21 protein-coding genes and 1 pseudogene are annotated in these 24,656 nt (G+C 70.0%); 16 read left to right on the forward strand and 6 right to left on the reverse strand.

Annotation, left to right across the window (positions count from 1 at the left end):
• Positions 1-3 precede the first annotated feature (3 nt).
• The 5 genes from MANAM107_RS05255 to MANAM107_RS05275 form a co-directional block, all read right to left on the reverse strand.
• Complete coding sequence (locus MANAM107_RS05255; RefSeq protein WP_223912030.1) at positions 4-1,545, reverse strand: xylulokinase; 1,542 nt, start codon at positions 1,543-1,545, stop codon at positions 4-6.
• Between the two features lie 225 nt (positions 1,546-1,770).
• Positions 1,771-2,832 (reverse strand): NAD(P)H-dependent glycerol-3-phosphate dehydrogenase, encoded by a 1,062-nt coding sequence (locus MANAM107_RS05260; RefSeq protein ID WP_223912033.1) that lies wholly within the window; start codon positions 2,830-2,832, stop codon positions 1,771-1,773.
• Positions 2,833-2,877: 45 nt separating this feature from the next.
• Positions 2,878-4,560: a ribulokinase gene (locus MANAM107_RS05265; protein ID WP_223912036.1), complete on the reverse strand. Its 1,683-nt coding sequence runs from the start codon at positions 4,558-4,560 to the stop codon at positions 2,878-2,880.
• A 24-nt stretch (positions 4,561-4,584) separates the two neighbouring features.
• Positions 4,585-5,952, reverse strand: a complete 1,368-nt coding sequence (locus tag MANAM107_RS05270; protein WP_223912038.1) for a sn-glycerol-1-phosphate dehydrogenase — start codon at positions 5,950-5,952, stop codon at positions 4,585-4,587.
• Between the two features lie 528 nt (positions 5,953-6,480).
• Entirely contained in the window at positions 6,481-7,437 is a 957-nt protein-coding gene (locus MANAM107_RS05275) for an alpha/beta hydrolase (protein WP_179900019.1), read from the reverse strand.
• 540 nt (positions 7,438-7,977) lie between these two features.
• On the opposite strand from MANAM107_RS05275, the gene MANAM107_RS05280 reads away from it, so the two are divergent.
• Complete coding sequence (locus tag MANAM107_RS05280) at positions 7,978-10,704, forward strand: lysylphosphatidylglycerol synthase transmembrane domain-containing protein (RefSeq protein ID WP_223912041.1); 2,727 nt, start codon at positions 7,978-7,980, stop codon at positions 10,702-10,704.
• A gap of 65 nt (positions 10,705-10,769) precedes the next feature.
• On the opposite strand, the gene MANAM107_RS05285 is transcribed toward MANAM107_RS05280, so the two are convergent.
• Entirely contained in the window at positions 10,770-11,297 is a 528-nt protein-coding gene (locus MANAM107_RS05285; protein ID WP_223912044.1) for a DUF6301 family protein, read from the reverse strand.
• Positions 11,298-11,549: 252 nt separating this feature from the next.
• Between MANAM107_RS05285 and MANAM107_RS05290 the strand changes: the two genes are divergently transcribed.
• The 15 genes and pseudogenes from MANAM107_RS05290 (at position 11,550) to MANAM107_RS05360 (ending at position 24,653) form a co-directional block, all read left to right on the forward strand.
• Entirely contained in the window at positions 11,550-11,834 is a 285-nt protein-coding gene (locus MANAM107_RS05290) for a transposase (RefSeq protein ID WP_223912047.1), read from the forward strand.
• A 53-nt stretch (positions 11,835-11,887) separates the two neighbouring features.
• A pseudogene (locus MANAM107_RS13230) lies at positions 11,888-12,076 on the forward strand (IS3 family transposase); the annotation flags it as partial.
• 151 nt (positions 12,077-12,227) lie between these two features.
• Positions 12,228-12,716 carry an IS3 family transposase gene (locus MANAM107_RS05300; RefSeq protein ID WP_263421931.1) on the forward strand — a complete coding sequence of 163 codons (489 nt, stop codon included), beginning with the start codon at positions 12,228-12,230 and terminating at the stop codon, positions 12,714-12,716.
• A gap of 337 nt (positions 12,717-13,053) precedes the next feature.
• Positions 13,054-14,121, forward strand: a complete 1,068-nt coding sequence (gene tdh / locus MANAM107_RS05305) for an L-threonine 3-dehydrogenase (RefSeq protein WP_223912051.1) — start codon at positions 13,054-13,056, stop codon at positions 14,119-14,121.
• Positions 14,122-14,132: 11 nt separating this feature from the next.
• Entirely contained in the window at positions 14,133-15,335 is a 1,203-nt protein-coding gene (locus MANAM107_RS05310; RefSeq protein WP_223912054.1) for a glycine C-acetyltransferase, read from the forward strand.
• Between the two features lie 175 nt (positions 15,336-15,510).
• Positions 15,511-16,980, forward strand: coding sequence for a DUF2079 domain-containing protein (locus MANAM107_RS05315; RefSeq protein WP_223912056.1), 1,470 nt, complete (start codon positions 15,511-15,513; stop codon positions 16,978-16,980).
• Entirely contained in the window at positions 16,970-17,359 is a 390-nt protein-coding gene (locus MANAM107_RS05320) for a fluoride efflux transporter FluC (RefSeq protein ID WP_223912059.1), read from the forward strand. The genes MANAM107_RS05315 and MANAM107_RS05320 overlap by 11 nt, the downstream gene beginning before the upstream one ends.
• Positions 17,356-17,766 (forward strand): fluoride efflux transporter FluC, encoded by a 411-nt coding sequence (locus MANAM107_RS05325; protein WP_223912062.1) that lies wholly within the window; start codon positions 17,356-17,358, stop codon positions 17,764-17,766. Before MANAM107_RS05320 ends, MANAM107_RS05325 begins: the two co-directional genes overlap by 4 nt.
• A 206-nt stretch (positions 17,767-17,972) precedes the next feature.
• A complete protein-coding gene (locus MANAM107_RS05330) occupies positions 17,973-18,770 on the forward strand; it encodes a DsbA family protein (protein ID WP_223912065.1) in 798 nt (265 codons plus the stop codon).
• A gap of 3 nt (positions 18,771-18,773) precedes the next feature.
• Positions 18,774-19,586 carry a cytochrome c biogenesis CcdA family protein gene (locus MANAM107_RS05335; RefSeq protein WP_223912068.1) on the forward strand — a complete coding sequence of 271 codons (813 nt, stop codon included), beginning with the start codon at positions 18,774-18,776 and terminating at the stop codon, positions 19,584-19,586.
• A 241-nt stretch (positions 19,587-19,827) separates the two neighbouring features.
• On the forward strand, positions 19,828-20,862 hold the full coding sequence (locus MANAM107_RS05340) for an ABC transporter substrate-binding protein (RefSeq protein WP_223912071.1): 1,035 nt from the start codon (positions 19,828-19,830) through the stop codon (positions 20,860-20,862).
• Complete coding sequence (locus MANAM107_RS05345) at positions 20,859-21,872, forward strand: FecCD family ABC transporter permease (RefSeq protein ID WP_208478711.1); 1,014 nt, start codon at positions 20,859-20,861, stop codon at positions 21,870-21,872. The genes MANAM107_RS05340 and MANAM107_RS05345 overlap by 4 nt, the downstream gene beginning before the upstream one ends.
• The gene (locus MANAM107_RS05350) at positions 21,869-22,912 is read left to right on the forward strand and encodes a FecCD family ABC transporter permease (RefSeq protein ID WP_223912074.1); all 1,044 of its coding nucleotides are present in this window, start codon (positions 21,869-21,871) and stop codon (positions 22,910-22,912) included. The genes MANAM107_RS05345 and MANAM107_RS05350 overlap by 4 nt, the downstream gene beginning before the upstream one ends.
• Positions 22,909-23,748 carry an ABC transporter ATP-binding protein gene (locus MANAM107_RS05355; RefSeq protein ID WP_223912076.1) on the forward strand — a complete coding sequence of 280 codons (840 nt, stop codon included), beginning with the start codon at positions 22,909-22,911 and terminating at the stop codon, positions 23,746-23,748. The genes MANAM107_RS05350 and MANAM107_RS05355 overlap by 4 nt, the downstream gene beginning before the upstream one ends.
• Positions 23,745-24,653: a siderophore-interacting protein gene (locus tag MANAM107_RS05360; protein WP_223912079.1), complete on the forward strand. Its 909-nt coding sequence runs from the start codon at positions 23,745-23,747 to the stop codon at positions 24,651-24,653. Before MANAM107_RS05355 ends, MANAM107_RS05360 begins: the two co-directional genes overlap by 4 nt.
• Positions 24,654-24,656: the final 3 nt, after the last annotated feature.

Genomic DNA, 24,656 nt, shown 5'->3' on the forward strand with positions numbered 1-24,656 from the left:
CGGTCAGTCCTCGACGCCGGTGAGCTCCGCATCAGGATGCCTGCGCGAGAAGTCGTGGAGCAGGGCGTTGACCTCGCGCAGGTCTCCATACAGCCGATCCTGGATCGCCGAGAGCTCGGTGTAGATCTCATGGTTGTCCATATTCGGCTCCGTGACATCCGTGACATGGCACATGTGGGAGGCCGCTGTGGCCACCTCCGTATCGCCGAAGACCCCCGTCGAGGCCATCGCGATCACCGCAGCCCCCAGCGCCGAGATCTCCTCCTCCTTGCAGCTGGTGATCGGCAGGCCGATGGCATCAGTCATGATCTGACGCCACAGGGGCGAGCGCATGCCACCACCCATGCCGCGGATCTCCTTGAGCGCCACCCCCGTGGAGGACTCCAGCTTGCGCAGCGAGCGGGCCATCTCCAGGCTCGTGCCCTCCAGGATCGAGCGGTACATCGACCCCTTGCCGTGGGTGCCCCGCCAGCCCACGATCCCGCCACGCGCGATCGGGTCCCAGTGGGGCGACTGCACGCCGCCCCAGTAGGGCATCGTCACCAGGCCCCCACTGCCGGGGGCCCTGGCCGCCGCCAAGGCCTCCAACTCTGGATCAGGGGCACCGGCCAGCTCCGGCCTGCCGAGGGCCTGGCGGAACCAGGACGAGAGGTAGGCCCCCGAGTTCTGCACCAGCTCCAGGATGTAGGTGTCGGGCACCCCCGCCGCCTCAGTCCTGAACAGCTTCTCGTAGCGGTACTCCTGGGAGGGGACACCGGCGACGACGGCGGTGCCCATGTTGAGGAAGGCGATATCGGGGCTCACCGCGGCCGCGCCCACCCCGGCGGCCTGACCGTCGCCGCATCCGGCGATGACCGGAACCTCCTCGATGCCCCACTCCTGGGCGAGCTCGCTCCTGAGCCGGCCCAGGCCCTGCCCGGGCTTGACCAGGTCGGCCATCTGCTCGCGGCGCACGCCCGCGATGCTCAGCAGGCCGTCGTCGTAGTCCAGGGTCCTGATATTGGACAGTCCCAGGGAATCGGCGCAGGCGGCGGAGTCCGCCCACTGGCCGGTCAGGCAGAAGGTGAGGTAGCCCGAGACCGTCGTGACCTTATCGGCCTTCTCCAGGGACTGCGGCTCGTGCTCCTTGAGCCAGGCCATCTTGTACAGGCCGGGGGTGACGTCGGCCGGGCGGCCGGACAGGGCGTGGATCTCAGCACTGCCGTAGCGCTCAACCTGCTCGGTGGCGCGGATATCCAGCCACAGGATCCCATGGCGCACCGGGGCGCCGTCCGCCATGAACGGGGCGAAGGACTCGCGCTGGTGCGTGATGCCCAGGGCCTGGACCCGCTGGCGGTCCACGGGAGTGAGCTGGGACAGGGCCTGGCCGATGGCGTCACGGGTGGAGGTCCACCACTGCCGCGGGTCGTGCTCGCCGAAGCCCTGCTGGGGCGAGAGGAGATCGATGCCCTGCTTGCCCAGGGCGAGGATCCTCCCGGTCGTATCGACGACGATCGCCTTAGTGCTCGTCGTCGAGGAGTCAATGGCGATGACCAGCGGGTCCATGTTGGTACCTCGATTCTGCAGCGCGGGCTGCTCCGCAATACTTCTCGGCGATCATCGATGATCGTCGGTCCGTCAGTAATCGTCAGCGTTCGTCAGTGGTAGTCGGGAATTGCCGGAACGCGGCCGCGTCATGGGCCACCTCAAGGGCGGCGCAAAAGGCCGCGCGCAAGGCCGAAAGGTCTCCCGGGCGACCCACGGTCTCGTGGGCCGCCCGGGAGGCATGCACTATGCGAGGTCCTGGAAGAACCTCTCCCAGGGCATGTCGAGCGGGGCGTCCTTCTCCACCACCGAGTACAGGAAGCGGCACAGGGGGTAGTCCTCCGGGCCGATGAGGCCGCGCTCGGCCTGCCGCTCCAGCGCACCGCCAATGACCTTGATGGCGGCGACCCCCTCCAGGGTCACCTCCTTCATGTAGCGGTCCTGCACCTCCGAGAAGGGGATCCCCTCCCCCACGAAGGCGCCGGCCTTGACATTGCGGCCGCCCATGGAGGTGACGAACATGTCCCCCACCCCGCCGAGCCCATCGCCCGTCTCCGGCTTGCCGCCCATCATCGTGATGAGGGAGCGCAGCTCCTTCTGCCCCTGGGCGAAGACCGCGGCGCCATAGTTGTACATGACGTACTGGTCGTTCTCCTTGCCGGCCTTGCGCAGGAGGCCCTGGGCGAAGCCCGCCGCGAAGGCGTACATGTTCTTCGTGGCGGCGCCCGTCTCATGCCCGACGAAGTCCGTCGAGGTCCACACGTGGTAGTAGTCGGTGCGGAACAGGTCCGCCAGGTAGTCCACGTCCTCCTTGTCATGGCCGCAGAACACCACGCAGGTGTCGTGGTGCACCGCCACCTCCCCGGCGATCGAGGGCCCCACGATCGCATTCCAGGAGATCTGCTCGGCCAGGCCCGGATCGAAGTAGGAGCGCAGCACGTCAGGCAGGATGTGCAGGGTGCCGTCCTCGTCGGCGCGCATCCCCTTGGTCACCACCAGCAGCTTCTGCCCCGGCCTCATCATGCTGGCCAGCTGCTTGCCCGCCCACTCCACACCGAAGGAGTTCACGCCGCACATGACGACGTCGGCCCTGGCGATGACCTCCTCGGCCTCCTCCAGCTGGTAGGCGCTCACCCCCTCGTTGACCGTGAGCCCCAGCACCGGGTGGAGGCCGGTGCGCTGGATGGAGTCGATGATCTCCCGGTCCAGGAAGGTGCCGATGAGATCCACCTCGTTGCCGTTCTCCGAGGCCGGGAACGACAGGGCCGTGGCCATGATCCCCGAGCCCAGTACTGCAATCCTTGCCATGATTGCCTCCTTTCCTGCGCGGATGCCTCCATCCACGCGATCAATTCACTGCTCGGGGGCCCTGTCCCGGAAGATGCGGGCGCGGATGTCCTTGAGGCGGTGCATCGGCGAGACCCCGTTGTAGCGCCCGAAGAGGTCGTGGAGCTCCTTGTAGATGGCGTAGAGCTCGTCGTACTTCCTGGAGGCCTCGGGGCGGGGCTCGTAGGCGTGCTTCTCCACCGAGGACATGGCCTCCGCGGCGGCGAAGACATCGGGGTAGACGCCGGCGGCCACCGCCGCGAAGACCGCCGAGCCCAGGGCCCCGGTCTGCTCGGCGGTGGACACCGAGATCGCGCGGCCGGTGATGTCGGCGAGCATCTGCATGTAGAAGGAGTTCTTCAGCAGGCCCCCGGCGGCCACGATCTCATCGACCCTGATGCCGTGCTCCACGAAGTTGTCGATGATGACCCGGCACCCGAAGGCCGTGGCCTCCATGAGCGCCCGGTAGATCTCCTCGGGCCTGGTGGCCAGCGTCTGGCCGATGATGAGCCCCGAGAGCCGCGCATCGGCCAGGATCGAGCGGTTGCCGTTGTGCCAGTCCAGGGCGATGAGGCCGTGCTCGCCGATCTCCTGGTCCTGGGACTTCTCCACCAGGAGGTCGTGGACCGAGATCCCCCGGGAGGCCGCCTCCTCGGTGTAGGAGCTGGGCACGCAGTTGTCGATGAACCAGGCGAAGATGTCCCCGACGGCGGTCTGCCCGCCCTCGAAGCCCCAGTAGCCGTCCACCGCCCCGCCGTCGACGATCCCGAAGACCCCGGGGCAGTCGCGATACTCCTCACCGTTGAGCACATAGCACGAGGAGGTGCCCAGGATCGCCGTCAGCTGGCCGGGGCGCACCGCATTGGCGCCGGCGACCACCACATGCGCGTCGATGTTCCCCGAGGCCACGGCGATGCCCTCGACAAGGCCCGTCAGCTCGGCCATCTCCTTGCTCAGGCCCCCGACCCTGGCGCCCAGCGGCAGCACCGGCGCCGACATCTTGTCCTCGAAGACCGTGCCGAAGCCGGGCCGCACGGCCTCCAGGTACTCCGATGAGGGGTACCTGCCGTCCTGGAGCATGCGCTTGTAGCCCGAGTCCCCGGCCGACTGGGTCAGGCGGCCCGTCAGCCGCCAGGTCAGCCAGTCCAGCAGGTTGCACACGACGTCGGCCTCCTCGTAGACCTCCGGCGCCATCTCGAAGACCTCCAGGACCTTGGGCAGGAGCAGCTCGGAGGACAGCACGCCGCCGTAGCGGCCGAGCCACGGCTCTCGGCGGGCCTCGGCGACCTTGACCAGGCGGGTGGCCTGATCCTGGGCGCCGTGGTGCTTCCACAGCTTGACGTAGGCGTGGATGTTGTTCTCGAAACCGGGCTTCTCGCACAGGGGCACGCCGTCCTTGTCGGTGAAGAAGACCGTGGCGGAGGTGGCGTCGATGCCGATCCCGACGATGTCCGCCGGGTCGACGCCGGCCGCCTTGACGGCAGCAGGGACCGACTCGCGCAGGACCTTGATGTAGTCATCGGGGTTCTGCAGGGCGAACTCCGGGGGCAGGACCTGGTTGTCCCCCGCGGTCAGGGTGCGGTCCATGACTCCATGGGGGTATTCGGTGACATGCGTGCCGAGCTGCTCGCCCGTGGCCGCATCAACGACGACGGCGCGGCCCGAGAGGGTCCCGTAGTCGATCCCGACGATGCACTTCCTGTCGGACATGTGGTTTCTCCTTGAGGTATGAGGTCACTTGGAGGGGTGGCGGTGCTGCCCCCAGAATCCCTGAGGCGAGAACAGCTCGTCGACGACGTCGTCGAACACGCCGAGGTCGGTGAGGATGTCCAGGACCGTGTAGCGGTCGCGGATCATCCTGGCCTTGCGGTGGGTCTGGCGGAATCGCTCCCAGTCGATCTCGATGAGCTCGGGGTGGTAGGGGGCGCCGACGGCCCTGAGGCGGTCCATGACCTCCTGGGGGGACATGAGCTGGGCGCGGCAGCGCTCCCGCAGCTCGGGCCAGGCGGCCTTGAGGCGCTCGATCCGGGCGGCGAGCTCCTCGCCCTCGACCCGCTTGGCGAGGCTGTGGCGCACGGCCTCATCCTGCATGCGCTCCTGGAGGCTGGCGCGCACCTCGGACTCGATCTCCTCGGGGGGCCTGACGGCCGCCAGCGCCCGCGCGACGTCGAAGTCCTCGGCCTCCATCCTCAGGAAGGCCTCCCAGATGGCGCAGGAGGCGATGGTGCCGATGCCGACCTTGAACCCGTGAGACAGCGGCGGCTCCCAGTCCAGTCCGTGGCCCTCCATCTCCCAGGTGTGGGAGAACTGGTGGCCGGCGCCGGAGGCGGGGCGGGAGGACTGCGCCGCCTGCATGGCCAGGCCGGACATGAGGTTGCCTGCCATGAGGCCCTCGATGGCGCGCTTGTCGCCCTGGCCGATGGCCTGGGGGTCGGCCAGCGACTCGCGCAGGGGGCCCTGGACCAGGTCCCACACGTAGTCGTCGATGGCCTCGATGCCCAGCGCGTCGGCGAGGATCCAGTCGGCCCCGGCGGGGATCTTCTCGATGAGGTCGCCGTAGCCGGTGGCGGTCAGGCGCTGGGGGGCCTCGCACACGATGTCGTTGTCGGCCACGAGCCCGGTGGGGGCGGGGCAGGAGCGGGTGATCTTGAAGCCGTCACGGGAGATCGATGCCCCGAAGGAGGCGAAGCCGTCCACCGAGGCCGCGGTGCACACGTTCATGTAGGGGCGCTCGAGCTCTCCCGAGGCGAGCTTGGCGATGTCGTTGAGCGTGCCGGCGCCGATGGAGCAGATGACGGCGCCCTCCAGGGCGGCGAGGTGGTCGCGCAGGACCTCGACCGCCTCGTAGCCGGCGTAGAGGGTGGGCGTGCCGGGGAAGAGGTAGGGCTCCTCGGCCAGTTCGACGCCGGCCTCCTGCAAGGACTCGACCACGGCGGGGCCCGTGGCGGCGAAGGTGTTCTCATCGGCCACGAGAAGCGCTCTCGCACCGGGGAACAGCCTGGCGAACATGGGGCCGGCCTGCGAGGTGACCCCGTCGCCGAAGGCGATCTCCTTGGTCTCGGTGGCCGTTGACAGTGCCTGGGAGATGAGACTGCTGGACATTTCTTCCTCCTTGAGTGGGGTCGGGTGCCGCGGCCCGGCTCGTCGCCCCCTGTCGTTGCGGGCCGTCAGGGCCGGCCGGCGAGTGCCGCTACAAAACCCGAATAGGGGTTCCTGTCAATCCTGAGAAAAACATCGTTGTTCCTTAAGAGCTGGTGGACGCCTCCGCTCGATGCGCGCGGCCCATCCTTGGGATCCGCGCATGCGCTGCGTGCCCGCCGGGATCGGATCGGACCCGCGCATCCCCGCAGGTGACAACGCGATGCCCGCGATTGCCGTGGCCCGCCAAGGCTAACGACGCCGTTGATGGCGGCGCAACCATGCGCCAGGCGGTGCACCATTGGTGCAGCCCGCCGCCAGCCCTCTGCACCTTTTCCCTGAACCCTCCGCACTATCCCCGCACCACCCCATACCCGTCTCATCGGCGCCCGCCGATCGTTCACTGCGGTGCGCGCACCCGAGCGGGGCCGGGCGGATCGCCCGGCCCCGCTCGGGTGCGGGTGGACGTGGGGCTCCGCCCACTCAGCCCGCTCAGCCGGCCTTGGCCAGGTGGGCGACGACGCCGTCGATGTCCTGCTGGAGGCGATCGCGGCGCACGAAGTGAGCACCGGCGTCCTCGTAGCGCTCGTGGGGGATGCCGGCGGCGTCCAGAGCGCCCCCGAAGGTCTGCTGAGTGGGCAGGACGCGGCCTTCGTTGATGTCGGACACGTCCGTGCCCGCCACCAGGAAGATGCGCTTCCCCCGGTAGCGCTCAAGGTTCTCCATCGGGTTGTCGGCGCTGACGCGGGCCTCGTCCCACGGCGCCCCGTAGACCATTCCCCCGCCCAGCTCGGCGCCCGCGGATGAGGCGTTGGCCCAGTGCGTCACCAGTTGACCGGTCTCACCGCGCAGATCGGACGGTCCGGAATGGCTGCTCACCGAGGCGAAGTGACCGTAGTACTTCGCGGTGTACTTCAGCGCGCCGAAGCCACCCATGGAGAATCCTCCAACGGCGCGGCCGGCAAATTCTGCAATGGTGCTGAAGGTGGCATCCACCCAGGGGATGAGCTCCTCGATGTGGAAGGTCTCCCAGTTGCGCGGCCCCACGAAGGAGGTCACCGGGTTGGAGTACCAGCCCGCAATGCCACCATCGGGCATGACGACAATGATGTCGCGCCCGGCGGTAAGGCCTCGAATGTCGTGGTGGACATCGAAGTCCATGAAATTGCCCCCACCACCGTGGAGCAGGTAGTAGACGGGGTAGCGGCGGGCCGGGTCATAGCCGTCGGGGAGGAGGACGTTGACCCCGGGCTCCCAGCCGATCGAGGGGGTGGAGAGCCGGTAGTACTCCATGCGGCCGAAGGTCTGGTGCTCCGTGACACCGAGGTCCGCAGCATAGGCCGGGGAGGATCCTCCCAAGGCGGCGGTGGTTCCCACAAGGGAGGCGGCGGCCAGGCCGCCCACCCCCTTGATCAGGGTGCGTCTGTTCATCGGGCGGTTGAGGGGCATCACATCTCCTCACGATGCTTGTTGCGTCCACTGGGAGTGGATCTCTCCCAGCTCGGGAAGAAGGCCGACTGGCGCGGGTGAGCGGCAGACGATCAGTAGCGCCCCATCTCAGACCCCGATCATGAGAGGGCACCTTGGGGCGCGTTCGACGCACCGTACACGAGCGCCTCCCCCGATAAAACCGGGTAATGACCTTGGCCTCTGGGTAGCGCTCCCCACAGGGCATTCCGCGCTACCCGTTCCTGGGCACCACAACCCTCTCCCACCTGGAAGAACAGCGCAGGTCCTCGTTGCGCGGGCGAGCAGGACACCACGCACGACTCAACAATTCTCCAGAAACTCCCCCACAATCGCCAGGAGAATGCCAGGGTCTCTTCTGGGGCAATCGCCTCCGCACCATCTCGCAATATCCCCCGCATCCCCCGCGCCGCCGCCCGCCCGTGACCGGCCATGACCAGCCACGACCGCGCTGTGCGCTCATCCGCGCAGTCCTCCCCCAGAACGAGCCCCTGCCCGGCACCGCCTCCTACACTGAGCGCCATGACAGACCTGGCTGACGGCACGACCCCCGTGGCAGCGCCCGTGGCACAGACACCTGCGACCTCCCCCGTCGGCATCCCCACGATCGGCGTGACCGCCGCCGTCGAGCCGCGCCCCGCAGCCCGGGCCGCCGTCCCCACCACCTCCACCCTCCTGGTCGATGCCGCCACCCGCCGCCTGCGGCGCACCAGTGACCTGCTGGACATGACCCTGACCGCCCTGGGCATCGGCGCCGTCCTCATCCTGGCGATCTACGCCCACCAGACCACCACCGGCGTCACCCAGGACGTCCAGAACGCCCTGGCGGTGGTGCTGCGCCAGATCCTCGTCTTCCCCCTGCAGGCCATGGAGGGCCTGGCCACCTTCATCATCCCCCTGGCCGTCCTGCTCGACCGGCTCCTGCGCCGGGCCTGGCGCAGCGCGGCGGAGGCCGCCCTGGCCGGCGTCGTCGGCTTCCTGGTCACCCAGGCGGCCCTCGCGGCGATCGCGGCCTGGGGCCCCGCCGCCTTGATCTCGGGCCTGACGGTGACCGCCTCGGGCAGCGCTCAGGTCGGCATCTCGGCTGTCCTGGCGACCCTGGCCGGACTGCTCACCGGCGCCGGCGACCGCCACGGCTCGACCGCCGTGCGCAGCGGCTGGGCCACCCTGTGGGTGATCATCGGCATGGCGGTGCTGCGCAGCGCCCTGACCCTGCCCGGGGCGATCCTCTCGGTCCTCCTGGGCCGCCTGGTGGGGCTGGCCGTGCGCTACGCCTTCGGTGTGGAGGATCGCCGCGCCCACGGCCCCACCCTGGTGCGGGCGCTGCGCCGCGCCGGGATCGACGCGGTGCGCGTGGTGCGCATGGACCACGCCCCCGGGGCGCGCGCCTGGACCGTGACCACCACCGCGCCCCTGGGCTACACCGAGCAGGTCCGCGAGAGCCCCCTGGCCTCGCCCACCGAGGATGACGACGCCGTCGAGGCCCCCACCCCCCATGCCGAGGAGCCGGCCCACACCATCGCGCCCGCCGACGGTGCAGACCTGGAGGCGATCCTGGCCGAGGCCTCCAGTGCCGCCCTGTCCCACGGGCGCGACGCCGTCCACCGGCTCTACGCCGTCTGGGACTCCCGGGGCCAGAGGCGGGACGTGACCGTCCTGGACGCCGACCGGCAGATGGCCGGGTTCCTCAGCACAATCTGGGACCAGATCCGCATCAAGGGCCTGTCGCCGAACCGGGACCTGTCCCTGCGGCCTGCCGCCGAGCATGCGGCCCTGATGACCCTGGAGGCGCGCCGGGCCCTAGTGCGCACCCCGGGGCTCATGGGCATGGCGGAGGCCGAGGAGTCGGTCCTGCTGGTGACCGAGCACGTGGTGGGCGCCCGCTCCATCCGGGACCTGGGACCCGAGGCCAGCGATAGGGTGCTCGCCCAGTTGTGGGACCAGTTGCGCCACGCCCACGCCGCGGGCCTGGCCCACGGGCAGATCGACGCCTCCAGTGTGGTCATCGACGCCGCCGGGCGGGTGTGGCTCCTGGACTGGAACTCCGGGGAGACGATCTCCTCCGAGCTGTCCCGGCGGGTGGACCTGGCCCAGGCGCTGGCGCTGACGGCCCTGACGGTGGGGGTGGAGCGGGCGATCGCGGCCGCCTCCCGCTCCTTGAGCACCCAGCAGCTGGCCTCCATCGCCCCCATGCTCCAGCGCGTGGTGCTGCCGCGCGAGACCCGCGAGGCCATGGGCAGGCGGGGGGAGAGCCGCCAGGTGCTCCAGGACCTGCGCGATGCCCTGGTGGCCCTGACACCTACGGCCCATGCGGAGCCGGCCAAGCTCGCGCGCTTCTCCCCGCGCACCGTCATCATGGCGGTGGTGGCCACGGTGGCGATCTGGACCGTGCTGGCCCAGTTGAACTTCGAGCAGGTCTCGGCAGCGGTGGCCGCCGCCAATATCTGGTGGATCCTGGCGGGCCTCATCTTCTCCCTGGCCACCTATGTGGGGGCGGGCCTGACCCTGGCGGCCTTCAGCCCCCAACGGCTCTCGGTGTGGAAGTCCACCGAGGTCCATCTGGCGAGCTCGGTGGTGGCCCTGGTGGCGCCCGCCGGCGTGGGGGGCGCAGCCATCAACCTGCGCTTCCTGCAGCGCAAGGGGGTGCCCACGGCGACCGGGGTGGCCACCGTGGCCCTGGTCCAGGTGGTCCAGTTCGTGGTCACCGTCATCCTGCTCATCGTCCTGGCGGCCACGACGGGGCAGTCCACGGGCCTGACCCTGCCCTCGGGGTGGCTGCTGGTGGCCGCGGGCCTCATCGTCATCCTGGTGGCGGGCGTGCTGATGGTGCCCCAGGCCCGGACCTGGGTGTGGGCGAAGATCGAGCCCACCTACCGGCAGGTGTGGCCGCGCCTGGTGTGGGTGATGTCCAATCCGATGCGCCTGGCCGTGGGCATCGGCGGGGCGGTGGTGCTGACGCTCAGCTACATCCTGTCCTTCAGCGCCAGCCTGTGGGCCTTCGGCTACACCCTTCCCTTCTCGGTGCTGGCCATCACCTACCTGGCCTCCAACACGGTGGGCTCCGTGGTGCCCTCCCCCGGCGGTATCGGCCCGGTGGAGCTGGCCCTGACGGCGGGGCTCGTGGCCGCCGGCATCCCCTCCGGTGTGGCCCTGTCGACGGCGATCGTCTACCGCCTGGTCACTTTCTGGGTCCCCATCCCCGTGGGCTGGCTCAGCCTCCAGCGCCTCCAGCGGGCCGGGGACCTGTGAGCGACCCGCCCGCGTTTCTGCACATGTTTCTTCCCATGGCGCAATGAGAAGACAACGCGTCAGGGTCAATCCTCGACATAATTCTCACCATACTTCTCAATATAGTGCAACTCCCATTCATTTATTTCTGTCAGTTTCGGGGAATCTATTGTAACACTAGCAGACTTATCCGACACTGCCAAGCTAAGAGTAATTCGGCTATCAAGTTCCCATTCAGTTCGCACTCTTCTGGCGTGTTCTCTCGATCTTTTACTAACACCGTACAAGCCAGCAAGATTCGTCACACAACGGTCGTATGTCGAGCGTAGAGCGACCTTCCAGGCTTCATCTACCACAACTGACAGGTTGCGAGAACTAAGAGGAAAATACACTCCACTACAGTGTCCGTTAAACGTGTTGATGCTTCCATCCTCTTCCCCGTTGACGGATAGTTCAGTGACGAAGAAGCGTCCATCATCGGGGGCAGGCACCCATCCGAGCCTGTCTCGGATCGCGTAGGCGGTCTCCCAGGTGATGGGCCACTCCAGTTCAGTCCAGGCCCGGATCCACTCGATCGCACGCTCAACGGGCAATATCCTCATCTCGGCCATCATAGTCTCCTCATCGGCTCATCAGCCACCGGGGCGTTCAGGGCCTGTGTACTATCGATACTACAGCGCAGCCATGGCCTCTTCCATGGCCTGGATGATCTGGGGGGTCAGGGAGAAGGGAGTGGTCCCACTAACCTGGGCGTATCCAGGTGCACGGGTCGAGTACACCTCCACCAGCAGCGTGGTGTGGAGTGGGTGGTGTTTCTCGGACAGGGGGATATTTTCGTCTCCCTTTTGATCCGATAGGATGGAGCCATGTCAAGGGCGAAGTACTCTGAGGAGTTCAAGGCACAGGTGGTGCGCGAGGTGATCGACAAAGAACGGTCGATCGCATCGGTGGCCGCCTCCTACGACCTGGTACCCCAGACCGTGGGCAACTGGGTCGCGAAACACAAGAAGGAGCACAGCAGCGAAGAGGAAAGGCAGGCAGCGGCTGAGGCTGTAGAGGTATCCCGCCTGAAAAAGCAGGTCCGCGAACTGCAACAGGAGAACGAGTTCCTGAAAAAAGCGGCGGCCTTCTTCGCGAAGGAACAGCGGTGAGTCAGAAGTACGCTCTCATCAATCGCGAAGAAGGCAACTACCCCATCTCATCGATGTGCCGCTGGGCGAGGGTATCACGCTCGGGATACTACTCCTGGAGAGGCCGCCCCCAGTCTCGCCGGGATATCAGGAGAAAAGAGCTGGAGGCTTTAGTCAGGGCTGAGTTCGAGGCCTCTGATGGCACCTACGGGTATCGGCGCATCACTGCCCGCCTAGGACGGCGCGGCGTGGTGGTGCACCGTGACACGGTGCGCTACCTCATGCGCCAGGCCGGCCTGATCGCCGCCAGGCCGCGCCGAAAGGTCCGCACCACCACCCCGGCCGCAGATGTGAACTCCAGGCCCGATCTGGTGGAACGCGACTACCGCCGCCAAGGCACCGGGAAGGAAATGGGTGGGGGACATCACCTATATCCGCACCTGGGAGGGATTCGTCTACCTGGCCACCGCCGGGGACTGCGCCACAAAGAAAGTCGTTGGCTATGCGATGGCGGATCACATGAGAACCTCCCTGGTATGCGAGGCCATCGATATGGCCGTGCGCAACTGCCCTATTATCCGAGGTGAGACGATCTTCCACTCCGACCGGGGCTCTCAATACACCTCCGAGCAGTTCTCGGCACATCTGAACAGGTATGGCATCCGGGCCTCGGTAGGGCGGACCGGGGTGTGCTGGGATAACGCCTGGGCAGAGTCCTTCAATGCCACACTCAAGAACGAGAGGGCCCACCGCATGGTCTATCCCACACGCAAGAAAACCATGAACGATATTGCCTCATGGATCGAGCTGACCTACAATCACACCCGCCTACACTCAGCCCTGGGATACCGCACACCCAACGAGGTCGAACGCCAACTCCTGGGGCACCAGAAAGCAGCCTGACCCACACAACAACCACAGTCCGAAAAACACCCAGCACTCCAACCCACCCGCAGGTACCGGCGCCCCCGGATCACTGCCCGCGCCCGGCATCACACCATACGCAGCCCGCGATGCCGCAGCATGCCCACCCCACACCGGCCTGACCGGTAACGACTCGGCCGGTGGCGGTGGCAGCCCAGGAGAGGGAGTCACCCCGCCCGCCCCAACACCCTCGCCATCAACAGGATCAGAGCCGGACACGCCCTCACCCATCAATCGAAACGGGATAGACTGCCCCGCGAGCCGTCGGGCCCATGGGCCCGACGACGGCAACGACGCCGACAGCCACAGGAGAGCCATGCGCGCCCTGAGAAAACCCGCCCCCGGACCCGGCCTGGAGCTCCAGGACATCCCCCGCCCCAGCCCCGGGTTCCGCGAGGTCCTCATCCGTGTCATGCGCACCGGCCTGTGCGGCACCGACCTGCACCTGGCCGGGTGGGACGACTTCGCCGCCTCACAGCTGCGCCCGCCCATGACCCTGGGGCACGAGTTCTACGGCGAGATCGTCGAGCTCGGCGAGGGCGTGGCCACCGAGGAGACCACCGCGGCCGACGACGGCGACGTCCTCCACCTGGGCCAGCGCGTCAGCGTCGAGGGGCACATCACCTGCGGGCGCTGCCGCAACTGCCGGGCCGGGCGCCGCCACCTGTGCATCCGCACCAGCTCCATCGGCGTCAACCGCGACGGCGCCTTCGCCGACTACGTCGTCGTGCCAGCCCGCAACGTCTGGCCCCAGGCGCCCCTCATCGACCCCGACCTGGGCGCCCTGTTCGACCCCCTGGGCAACGCCGTCCACACCGCCCTGCAGTCCCCCCTCAGCGGGGAGGACGTCCTGGTCACCGGCGCCGGCCCCATCGGCATCATGTGCGCCGCCATCGCCCGCCACTGCGGGGCGCGCAACGTCGTCATCACCGACCTGTCCGACTACCGCCTGGCCCTGGCGGCCGCCACCGGCGCCGTCACCGTCAACACCGCCCGCCAGGACCTGCGCGAGATCATGGCCGGCCTGGGGATGACCGAGGGCTTCGACGTCGGCATGGAGGTCAGCGGCGCCGCCCCCGCCATGCGCCAGATGATCCAGGTGTGCAACCACGGCGCCCAGATCGCCATGCTGGGCCTGCCCAAGGCCGGCTACGAGATCGACTGGAACCAGGTCATCACCCGCATGCTCACCATCAAGGGCGTCTACGGCCGCGAGATGTTCGACACCTGGTACAAGGCCTCCTTCATGCTGGGCTCCAGCCAGGAGCTGCGCGAGGCCGTGCGCGGCGTCATCACCCACCGCTTCACCCCCGAGCAGTGGCAGGACGCCTTCGAGGCCGCCCGCTCCGGGCAGTGCGGCAAGGTCATCATCACCTGGGAGTGAAAGGCACACACATGTACACCATCAAGGACGAGCTCGCCCAGGCCCTCGAGGGCATCAGGGCCGACGGCCTCTACAAGACCGAGCGGGAGATCACCACCCCCCAGTCCGCCTCCATCGCCACCACCGCCGGCCCGGCCCTCAACTTCTGCGCCAACAACTACCTGGGACTGGCCGACGACCCCTCCATCATCGAGGCCGCCGCCCAGGCGCTGAAGGACTGGGGCTTCGGCCTGAGCTCGGTGCGCTTCATCTGCGGCACCCAGACCCCCCACCGCCGCCTGGAGCGCGAGATCGCCCACTGGCTGGGCACCCAGGACTCCATCCTCTTCTCCTCCTGCTTCGACGCCAACGGCGCCATCTTCGATGTCCTGCTGGGAGCCGAGGACGCCGTCATCTCCGATGAGCTCAACCACGCCTCCATCATCGACGGGGTGCGCCTGTGCAAGGCCGCCCGCTACCGCTACCGCAACGCCGACCTGGCCGACCTGCGCGCCCAGCTCGAGGCCGCCCGCACCGCCGGGGCCCGGCGCCTCATGATCGTCACCGACGGCGTGTTCTCCATGGACGGCTCCTACGCGCCCCTGCCGGGAATCTGCGACCTGGCCGAGGAGCACGGCGCCCTGGTCATGGTCGACGACTCCCACGCCACCGGCTTCGTGGGGGACCATGGGCGCGGCACCCCCGAGCTGCTGGGGGTCGAGGGGCGCGTGGACGTGCTCTCCGGTACCCTGGGCAAGGCCCTGGGGGGCGCCAGCGGCGGCTACATCGCCGGCCCCCAGGAGATCGTCGACCTGCTGCGCCAGCGGGCCCGGCCCTACCTGTTCTCCAACAGTGTGGCCCCCGCCGTCGTGGGCGGCTCCCTGCGCGCCATCGAGCTGGCCCGCGGCGCCCACGAGGCCCGGCAGCGCCTGGCCGGCCTCGCCCAGCTGTTCCGCGAGCGCATGGAGGCGGCCGGCTTCGAGCTCCTGCCCGGCTCCCACCCCATCGTGGCCGTCATGTTCCCCGGGGACGAGGGCGCCCGCCAGGCCGTGGACGTGGCGGCGCGCATGCTGGAGCTGGGCGTCTACGTCACCGCCTTCTCCTTCCCGGTGGTGCCGCGGGGCAGGGCCCGCATCCGCGTCCAGCTCTCCGCCGCGCACAGCCAGGACGACGTGCACGCCTGCGTGGAGGCCTTCGTGCGCGCACGCGACGAGGTGCTGGACGGCGCCCACTGAGGCCAGAGCCAGACCCGCAGGCCAGACCCCGCAGGCCGACCCCCGCCGGTCGACGCCTACCGGCCGACCACTGCGCAGGAGCCCTCACGCAGGCCGTCCCGCCCGCGCCACGCGGCCGGGACGGTCGCGCGGCAGTGCCGCCCCCTGCGCTCCCGCCCCCGGTAGGCTCACCGCCGTGAGGCTCACACGGCTCCAGGAGCACATCCCTTCAGCGATCGTCGTCGTCATCGCCGCCTGGGTGATGATCACCTACTCCATCGCCCAGTGGCACGCCATGCAGGTGCCCAGCTGGGACCTGGCGATCTTCTCCGAGCTGGCCAAGGCCTACTCGCGCCTCGAGGCCCCCATCGTCCCGGTCAAGGGCGACGGCTACAACCTCCTGGGCGACCACTTCCACCCGATCCTGGTGCTGCTGGGACCGGTGTGGCGGCTCTTCCCCAGCCCGCTGAGCCTCCTGATCGTCCAGGACCTCCTCCTGGCGGCCTCGGCCTGGCCGCTGACGCGCCTGGCCGCCCGCCTGACCAACCCCTGGCTGGGGGGAGTCCTGGGCCTGGTCTACGCCCTGTCCTGGGGGCTCCAGGGGGCGGTGGCCGCGCAGTTCCACGAGATCGCCTTCGCCGTGCCCATGCTCGCCCTGGCCACCACCGCCTATGTGGAGCGGCGCTGGGTGGCGGTGGCCGCATGGTCGGCCCCGCTGGTCCTGATCAAGGAGGACCTGGGGCTGACAGTCCTGGTCATCGGGGCGGCCGTGGCCTGGACCGGCCGCCGCGAGCGCCGAGCGGTGCGCCTGGGCGCGGGCCTGGCGGTCTTCGGCCTGGCCTCCTTCCTGCTCACCGTCCTGGCCCTCCTTCCGGCCCTCAACCCTGAGGGCGTGTGGGCCTACGGGCTGCAGACCGGCGCCGAGGACGACGCCGCGCCCACCCCGCTCCTGACCCGCCTGTTCACCCCGTCGGTCAAGCTGGAGACCCTGGGGGTCCTGGTGGCCACCTGCGGGCTCATCGGCCTGCGCTCCCCCTGGATCCTGGCGGTGGGCCCCACCCTGGCCTGGAGGTTCCTGGGCTCCATCGGGTTCTACTGGGAGTGGAGCAACTGGCACTACAACGCGGTTCTCATGCCCATCGCCTTCGGCGCCCTGCTCGACGTCGTCGCCCGCCTCCGGGCCAAGGGGCGCTGGCAGGAGCCCGCGCCGGGACGCATCACGCCCACCGGCCTGCCGACCTCGGGCTGGCTGACCGTCCCCCTGCCCGCGCGCTATGCCACGATCATCGGCCTGGGCACGACCATCACCGCCTCCCTGGCCCTGGCCTCCCACCTGCCCTTCTGGGCCATGACGCAGAAGGGCTTCGAGACCACCAGTGAGCGCGCCGCCACCGCGCAGGAGATCATCAACACCATCCCGCGGGGCTCCACCGTCGTCACCGACCTGGGCATGCTGGCCTACCTGGTGCCCACGGCGGAGGTCTCCTGGGTGGGGACGAGCACCTCCGACAAGGACTACGTCGTCATCGACAAGAAGTCCACCTCCTGGGGCGGCAACGCGCCCACCGACGCCGCCCAGTGGGCGCAGGACCAGTCCATGGAGGGCTCCACCTACACCCTCATCCTCGACAGCGACGACTACCAGGTGGCCCGCCGTGACCGCTGAGCCCCGCGAGTTGGCCGCCGTGGGCCTGGGCGGGGCCTGCGGCTGCCTCCTGCGGGCGGGCCTGGGAGGCCAGGTGCCGACGACACTGGCGATCAACCTCCTGGGCGCCCTCGCCCTGGGTGTGCTCCTGGGCTCGCTGGGGCAGCACCACCGCCTGCTGCGCCTGGCCCTGGGCACAGGGGTGCTGGGTGGGCTGACCACGCACTCGACCTTCATCCTCCAGTCCCAGCAGCTCCTGGTCCAGGGGGGCCTCCTGCCGGGCGCGGCCTATCTCCTGGGCGCCTTCGCCGCAGGCGTGGCCTCGGCGGGCCTGGGCCTGTGGCTGGGAGGCCTGCTCCGGCACCACGGCCGCGCCAGAGGCAGGCGGGCCACCACATGATCTGGCTCGCCCTGTCGGCGGCCGGTGGCCTGGGGGCCGTGTGCCGCTTCGTCATCGACGCACGGGTGGCGCGGGCCACCGCCCCGCCCGACGGCACTCCTGGCACTGCCCCGATACCCCTGGGCACAGCGGTGGTCAATGCCAGCGCCTGCCTGCTCATGGGGCTGCTCGTCAGTATCCAGGGGAGCCTCTCGGCCGCTCCGGCGGACGCTGCCCTGACCGAGGTCCTGGGGGTTGGCCTCCTGGGCGGGTACTCCACCTTCTCCACCGCTGCCGTGGAGGGAGCCCGCCTCCTGGCCTCGGGCCGCTGGGAATCGGCAGCGCTCCACGGCGCCCTGATGACACTGGCGACGCTGCTGGCGGCCGTGGCGGGTCTCATGCTCGGATCCACCCTGACGCCGCACTAGCCGCACCGCCCCGGCCAGCTGATCCGCGTCGACATCAAGAAGCAGTGCCGCATCCCGCCCGGCCCCCGTGGCGGGTCTCATGCCCGGATCCACCCTGGCGACGCACCAGCAGCACCGCACTGGACGCGGCCCGGGTGCGCCGCGACGCCGCCGGCCCGGAGCGGGGGCAGCGGGGCAACAGCCGCCCCCTCTGCCACACTGGCATCATGACAGCCGGCCCCACCGCTCCCACGACCTCCAAGTCCAACCAGGTCATCGTCATCCTCCTGGTCATCATCGCCGTCCTGCTGGCGGCCATCGCCGCCTTCGTCGCGCGCGGCATGACCTCGCAGGACTCCAGCCCACAGGCCGGCGCCACCGCGAGCGGGCCCACTGCGGCCAGCAGTGGCGGGCCCAGCGCGGCCGAGACCTCCGCGCCCACGCAAACCGATGAGCAGACCCTGTCCCTCATCCGCTCCCAGGCGCGCCGCGACCCCTCTGACGGGCAGGCCCGGGGAGAGGCGGACGCCCCGGTGGTCATGGTCCTCTACTCCGACTTCGCCTGCCCCTACTGCACGCTCTTCGCCCAGGAGGTCGCCCCCGAGCTGGAGGACCTCGTGGCCGACGGCACGCTGCGCATCGAATGGCGCGACCTGGCGCAGATCACCGAGACCTCGCCCCTGGCGGCCCAGGCCGGCATCGCCGCCGCCAAGCAGGGCAGGTTCTGGGAGTTCCACGACGCGGTCTACACGGCCGCCGACCCCCAGGGCCACCCCGAGTACACCGAGGACTCCCTGGTGGACTTCGCCCAGAAGGCGGGCGTGCCCGACCTGGAGGCCTTCCGCACCGAGATGACGGCCCCGGAGACGGTCGAGGCGGTGACCGCCTCCACGCAGCAGGCCTACTCCATCGGCATTCAAGGCACCCCCTTCATGCTGGTGGGCGACACCTACATCTCCGGCTACCGCCCGGCGGAGTACGTGCGCGCCACGGTCCTGGAGCAGGCCGCCCTGGCGGAGCAGTAGGCCGTGGCCCTGGCCGCCTTCCTGGGCGGCGTCCTGACCCTGCTCGCCCCCTGCTCGGTCATGGTGCTGCCCGCCTTCTTCGCCTACGCCTTCACCTCGCCGCGAGCGCTCCTGGGGCGCACCGCCGTGTACTGGTTGGGCCTGCTCACCACCTTGCTGCCCCTGGGCGTCCTGGCCGGCAGCCTGGGCGCGCTCCTGCGCCAGCACATGACCACGGCCACCCTCCTGGGAGGCATCGCCGTGATCATCCTGGGGGTCCTCCAGGCACTCTCGATCCCCCTGCACCTGCCCGGCCTCGCGCGCGGCGGGGCCCCGGCAGCTCGGCGAAATGCGGCCTCGCCGCTGTCGGTCTACCTGCTGGGGGCGCTGGCGGGACTGGCCGGGGTGGGGTGCGCCGGACCGATCCTGGGCTCGGTGCTGGTGCTGGCCGGGCTGGGCGGTTCCCCGGCGAGGGCGGCAGCGCTCATGGTCCTGTACTCCCTGGGCATGGTCCTGCCCCTGGTGGTGCTGGCACTGGCCTGGAGCCGGCTGGGCTCCGCCTCCCGGTCCTGGCTGCGCCCGCGCACCGTGACCCTGGCGGGGCGCACCACCACGTGGACCGAGCTCATCGGTGGCGCCCTGTGCGTGGCTCTGGGGGGCCTCATGGTCGTGGTGGGCCCCAGCGGCCTGAACGGTGGGCTGGTCTCGGCCCGCACCCTGGCTGACGCCGAGCAGCAGGTCCTGGCCGCGGCCGGGGCTGTGCCCGCCTGGCCGCTGGCCATGCTTGCCGCAGCGCTCCTGGCGCTGGCGGTCCTCCTCATCGCCCGACGCCGGTAACGCCCCGCCCGCACCCTGCGCCTCGGTGCCTCAGGCGGGGCCGGAGACTACCCGGCGGCCCAGCGCCCCCGCCCCGGCCCGTTACAGGAGCATAGGGGCAACGAAATGACACGGCGTCACCGTGGTCAATTCCATGGCCGCCGCACTTGTTAGGTAAACCTAGCCTCGGTTAGGGTCCCGGGAGTCATCGACGTCGGCCGCATCCGTCCGCGTCCCTGCCCCTCACCTGAGAAGAGGCCCCGTGTCCGTCTCCCGCAAGTCCTTCCTCATCAGCACCGGCGCCGTGTCCCTCGGCGCGCTCCTGGCCGCCTGCGGCTCCTCCAGCACCTCCACCACCGGCGCCTCCTCCGGCTCCGGGGAGACCATCAGCATCAAGCACGCCTTCGGCATCACTGAGGTCCCCGCTGGCGTCACCCGCATCGCCTCGGTCAACTGGGCCAACCAGGACCTGCCCCTGGCCCTGGGCATCATGCCGGTGGGCTTCGCCAAGCAGGTCTGGGGCGTGGAGGACGACTCGGGCATGCTCGCCTGGACCAAGGAGAAGGTCGACGAGCTCGTGGCCGCCGGTGCCGACAAGCCCGTCCTGTTCGACGAGACCGACGGCATCCCGCTGGAGGCCATCAACGACACCAAGCCCGAGGTCATCCTGGCCGCCTACTCCGGCCTGACCGAGGAGGACTACAAGGCGCTCAGCGAGATCGCGCCCACCGTCGCCTACCCGACCGTGGCCTGGGGCACCCCGTGGCGCGAGATGATCACCATGGACGCCACCGCCATCGGCAAGAAGGCCGAGGGCGAGGCCCTCATCACCGAGCTCGAGGGCCTCATCAGCACCGAGGTGGGCAAGCACCCGCAGATCAAAAGCAAGAGCGCCGCCTTCTTCTACGTCGACGAGACCAGTTCCAAGCTCGGCTTCTACAACACCGTCGATCCGCGCACCGCCTTCCTGGCCGACCTGGGGATGGAGCTTCCCGCCTCGGTGAAGAAGGCCTCCGAGGCCAACCCGAGCGCCTTCAACACCGACATCTCCGAGGAGCTGGTCGACCAGCTCTCCGACATCGACGTCATCGTCATGTACGGCACCCCCGACCGCCTCGCCGAGCTCCAGAAGGACTCCCTCAAGGGCAGGATCCCCGCCATCGCCAACGGCGCAGTGGCCTTCGTGGGGGACAGCAACGCGATGGCAGCCTCGACCAACCCCGGCCCCCTGTCCCTGCCCTGGGGCATCGACAAGTACGTCGAGCTCATCGCCGACGCCGCCGACAAGGCCAAGTGACCGCCCCCGCCTCGCACGGGGGCAGCCGGTACCCGCTCACGCTGCTCCTCCTCCTGGTGCTGGTGGCGGCCTCAGCCCTAGCCTCGATCTCCTTCGGCGCCAGGATCGTCAGCCTGGGCGAGATCGTCGGCGGCCTGGGCGCCACCAGCCAGGAGTTCGGGGCGGTGGTTGTCGGCGAGCGCATCCCCCGCACCGCCACCGCCCTGTGCGCCGGGGCGGCCCTGGGCCTGTCCGGCGCCCTCATGCAGGCCGTGACCCGCAACCCCATCGCCGACCCAGGCATCCTGGGCATCAACACCGGCGCCTCCCTGGCCATCGTCATCGGTATCGCCTTCGCGGGCATCAGCTCCACCCCCCAGTACATGGCGGTGGCCATGGTGGGGGCCTGCCTGACCGCGGTCTTCGTCTACGCCGTGGGCTCCCTGGGGCCGGGAGGGACGACACCGGTCAAGCTGGCCCTGGCCGGTGTGGCCACCACCGCGGCCCTGTCCAGCCTGGTCAGCGCGATCATGCTCCCCAGGGTCCAGGGCCTGGAGGACTTCCGCTTCTGGCAGGTCGGCGGCCTGGGGCGGGGCACATGGCAGTCCCTGGGCGCCATCGCACCCGCCCTCATCCTGGCCGCCGTGGTGGCCATGGCCCTGGCCGGCGCCCTCAACTCCCTGGCGCTGGGCGAGGAGATGGCCGTGGGCCTGGGGGTCAGGGTCACCCGCACGCGCCTGGGCGCCACCGCCGCCGGCGTCGTCCTATGCGCTGCGGTGACGGCAGTCACCGGCCCCATCGGCTTCGTGGGCCTCATGGTGCCCCACGCCGTGCGCATGCTCTCAGGCTCCGACCACCGCTGGCTGCTGCCCCTGTCCGCGCTGGCCGGCGCGGCCCTGCTGACCCTGGCCGACGTGCTGGGCCGGGTCATCGCCCGCCCCAGCGAGGTGGCGGTGGGCCTGGTGACCGCTTTCGTGGGCGCACCCGTCCTCATCGCCATCGCCAGGGGCGCGAAGGTGCGCGAGCTATGAGCGCCACCGCATTGGCCCCCGGCTTCACCCGCGCCGGGCAGCGGCGCCGCGCCCGGCGCTACCTGCTGGTCGTGGCCCTCCTGGCCCTGGCCGTCGTCGTCCTGTGGTGGACGAGCCTCATCATCGGCGAGACCTGGTACTCCCCCGGCGAGATCCTGGCCGTCATGCGGGGCGAGAGCGTGCCCGGGGCCTCCTACGCGGTGGGGCGTCGGCGCCTGCCGCATGCCATCATCGCGGCACTGGTGGGCATCGCCTTCGGCATGTCCGGCACCACCTCGCAGACCATGCTGCGCAACCCACTGGCCAGCCCCGACATCATCGGCATCACCTCGGGGGCCTCTGCCTCGGCGGTCTTCGCGATCCTGGTCCTGAACTGGTCGGGGCCACGCGTGACGGCCCTCGCCATCGCCTGCGGTCTGGGCACCGCGGCGCTCATCTACGTGCTCTCGGGGTCGGGGGGCTCCCAGGGGGGCCGACTCATCCTCATCGGCATCGGCGTCTCGGCGATGCTCACCTCCGTCATCGGCTACCTCCAGCAGCGCGCCAGCATCTACGACGTCGCCGACGCCATGCGCTGGCTATCGGGCTCCCTGGCCTCCACCAGCTGGGACCAGGTCCCGCTCCTGACCGGCGCCGTGGCGGCGTGCGGCGCGATCCTGCTGGCCCTGGGACGCGACCTGGGGCCCCTGACCCTGGGCGAGGAGGCCGCCACGGGACTGGGGGTGGCGGTGGTCCGCACCCGCCTCCTGCTCATCGTCACCATGGTGGCCCTGGCCTCATTCGCCACGGCCACCACCGGCCCCATCGCCTTCGTCTCCTTCCTGGCCGGGCCCATCGCCGCCCGCCTGGTGGGGCGCACCAGCCGCACCCTCCTCATCCCCGCCGCCCTGACCGGTGCGCTCATCGTCCTGGGCGGGGACCTGGTGGCTCAGCACCTGCTGCCCACCCGCCTCCCGGTGGGCGTGGTCACCGGCATCGTGGGCGCCCCCTACCTCATCATCCAACTCCTCCGGATCAACCGACAGGGGGCCAGCGCATGACCACCGCGCAGCCGGCGCAGGAGCCGGCACAGCTGACCACCACCGCCCTGCGCTCGGGCTACGGCGGGCGCGTCGTCGTCGACGGCGTGGACGTGACCATCCCCCACGGACGGATCACCGTCATCGTGGGCGCCAACGCCTGCGGCAAGTCCACCCTGCTCAAGACCATGGCGCGGATCCTGGCGCCCCTGTCAGGCCAGGTCCTGCTCGATGGGACGCCCGTGGGCTCCATCCCCACCCGCGCCCTGGCCAGGCGCCTGGGCCTGCTGCCCCAGCAGCCCATCGCCCCCGAGGGGATCACCGTGGCGGACCTCGTGGGGCGCGGGCGCCACCCCCACCAGTCCCTGTTCGCCGCCACCAGCGCCCGCGACCGGCGCATCGTGGAGGAGTCGCTGCTGGCCACGCGCACCACGGAGCTGGCCGACCGCAGCATCGATGAGCTCTCCGGGGGCCAACGCCAGCGGGTCTGGATCGCCATGGCCCTGGCCCAGCGCACGCAGGTGCTGCTGCTCGATGAGCCCACCACCTTCCTGGACCTGGCCCACCAGGTGGAGGTGCTGGACCTGCTCACCGACCTCAACCGGGAGCGGGGCACCACGATCGCCATGGTTCTGCACGACATCAACCTGGCCGCCCGCTACGCCGACCACATCATCGCCATGAGGAAAGGGCGCGTCGTGGCCGCGGGCGAGCCCGGGGAGGTCGTCGACGCCGCACTGGTCGCGGAGGTCCTCGGCCTCCAGGCCGAGGTCATCACCGACCCCGTCTCCGGGACCCCACTCATCCTGCCCAAGGGCCGCCACCATGTGCGCGGTGCGCAGGAGGGCCGGGCATGAGCGGCTCGACAGCGCCCTTCCGCTTCTTCGGCGTTACGGTGGCCCGTGTCCTCGACCTCAGCGCCTCGATGCGGCGCCTGACACTCACCGGCCCGGATCTGGACCGGTTCGGCGATCCGGGCTGGGACCAGCGCATCAAGCTGGTCCTGCCCTCGCCCGAGGCGGGCTACGACCACCTGCCCACCGGGGAGGGCTGGTACCGCCAGTGGCTGGCCCTGCCCGAGGAGCTGCGACCGCCGATCCGCACCTACACCACCCGGGCGGTGCGCCGCGACTCCCACGAGGTCGACGTCGATATGGTCCTGCACGGCGCTGCCGGCCCGGCGGGCCGCTGGGCCCAGGCGGCCCAGACAGGCAGCCGGGCCATCCTCTTGGGGCCCGACGCCGGCTACGAGGGGGATCCCGGTGGCGTGGATTTCGTCCCCCCGCAGATCACGGAGCGCTTCCTGCTGTGCGGGGACGAGACGGCCGCCCCGGCGATCGCCCGGATCCTCCAGGACCTGCCCACCAACGCCCGGGGACTGGCAGTCGTGGAGCTGCCCACCGAGGCCGATGCCGCCTACCTGCCCGCCCACCCCGGCTTCGAGGTGCGGCCCCTGGGGCGCGAGGGCCGGCCGCACGGGGAACTGCTGGTCCAGGGCCTGAGGCGGGCCGCCGCCGAGCTGTGCCCCGTCGGGACACCGCAGGAGGTCGAGGAGATCGACGTCGACCATGACCTGCTGTGGGAGGTTCCCCGCACCGCGAAGGGCGGGGCCGTGCTCAAGCGCACCACCCTGTACGCCTGGCTGGCCGGCGAGGCCGGGGCGGTGCGGGCCATGCGCCGCCACCTGGTGGCCGAGCGCGGCATCGACCGCCGCTCAGTAGCCTTCATGGGCTACTGGCGCCAGGGCAGGGCGGAGAGCTAGACC

The organism is Actinomyces capricornis (genome assembly GCF_019974135.1).
In the GTDB taxonomy this organism is placed as follows: domain Bacteria; phylum Actinomycetota; class Actinomycetes; order Actinomycetales; family Actinomycetaceae; genus Actinomyces; species Actinomyces capricornis.

Excerpts from the sequence above, each read along its gene's own strand:
- MANAM107_RS05255 (WP_223912030.1), bottom strand. The coding sequence starts at position 1,545 with ATGGACCCGCTGGTCATCGCCATTGACTCCTCGACGACGAGCACTAAG.
- MANAM107_RS05260 (WP_223912033.1), bottom strand. The coding sequence starts at position 2,832 with ATGGCAAGGATTGCAGTACTGGGCTCGGGGATCATGGCCACGGCCCTG.
- MANAM107_RS05265 (WP_223912036.1), bottom strand. The coding sequence starts at position 4,560 with ATGTCCGACAGGAAGTGCATCGTCGGGATCGACTACGGGACCCTCTCG.
- MANAM107_RS05270 (WP_223912038.1), bottom strand. The coding sequence starts at position 5,952 with ATGTCCAGCAGTCTCATCTCCCAGGCACTGTCAACGGCCACCGAGACC.
- MANAM107_RS05275 (WP_179900019.1), bottom strand. The coding sequence starts at position 7,437 with ATGCCCCTCAACCGCCCGATGAACAGACGCACCCTGATCAAGGGGGTG.
- MANAM107_RS05280 (WP_223912041.1), top strand. The coding sequence starts at position 7,978 with ATGACAGACCTGGCTGACGGCACGACCCCCGTGGCAGCGCCCGTGGCA.
- MANAM107_RS05285 (WP_223912044.1), bottom strand. The coding sequence starts at position 11,297 with ATGATGGCCGAGATGAGGATATTGCCCGTTGAGCGTGCGATCGAGTGG.
- MANAM107_RS05290 (WP_223912047.1), top strand. The coding sequence starts at position 11,550 with ATGTCAAGGGCGAAGTACTCTGAGGAGTTCAAGGCACAGGTGGTGCGC.
- tdh (WP_223912051.1), top strand. The coding sequence starts at position 13,054 with ATGCGCGCCCTGAGAAAACCCGCCCCCGGACCCGGCCTGGAGCTCCAG.
- MANAM107_RS05310 (WP_223912054.1), top strand. The coding sequence starts at position 14,133 with ATGTACACCATCAAGGACGAGCTCGCCCAGGCCCTCGAGGGCATCAGG.
- MANAM107_RS05325 (WP_223912062.1), top strand. The coding sequence starts at position 17,356 with ATGATCTGGCTCGCCCTGTCGGCGGCCGGTGGCCTGGGGGCCGTGTGC.
- MANAM107_RS05330 (WP_223912065.1), top strand. The coding sequence starts at position 17,973 with ATGACAGCCGGCCCCACCGCTCCCACGACCTCCAAGTCCAACCAGGTC.
- MANAM107_RS05350 (WP_223912074.1), top strand. The coding sequence starts at position 21,869 with ATGAGCGCCACCGCATTGGCCCCCGGCTTCACCCGCGCCGGGCAGCGG.
- MANAM107_RS05355 (WP_223912076.1), top strand. The coding sequence starts at position 22,909 with ATGACCACCGCGCAGCCGGCGCAGGAGCCGGCACAGCTGACCACCACC.
- MANAM107_RS05360 (WP_223912079.1), top strand. The coding sequence starts at position 23,745 with ATGAGCGGCTCGACAGCGCCCTTCCGCTTCTTCGGCGTTACGGTGGCC.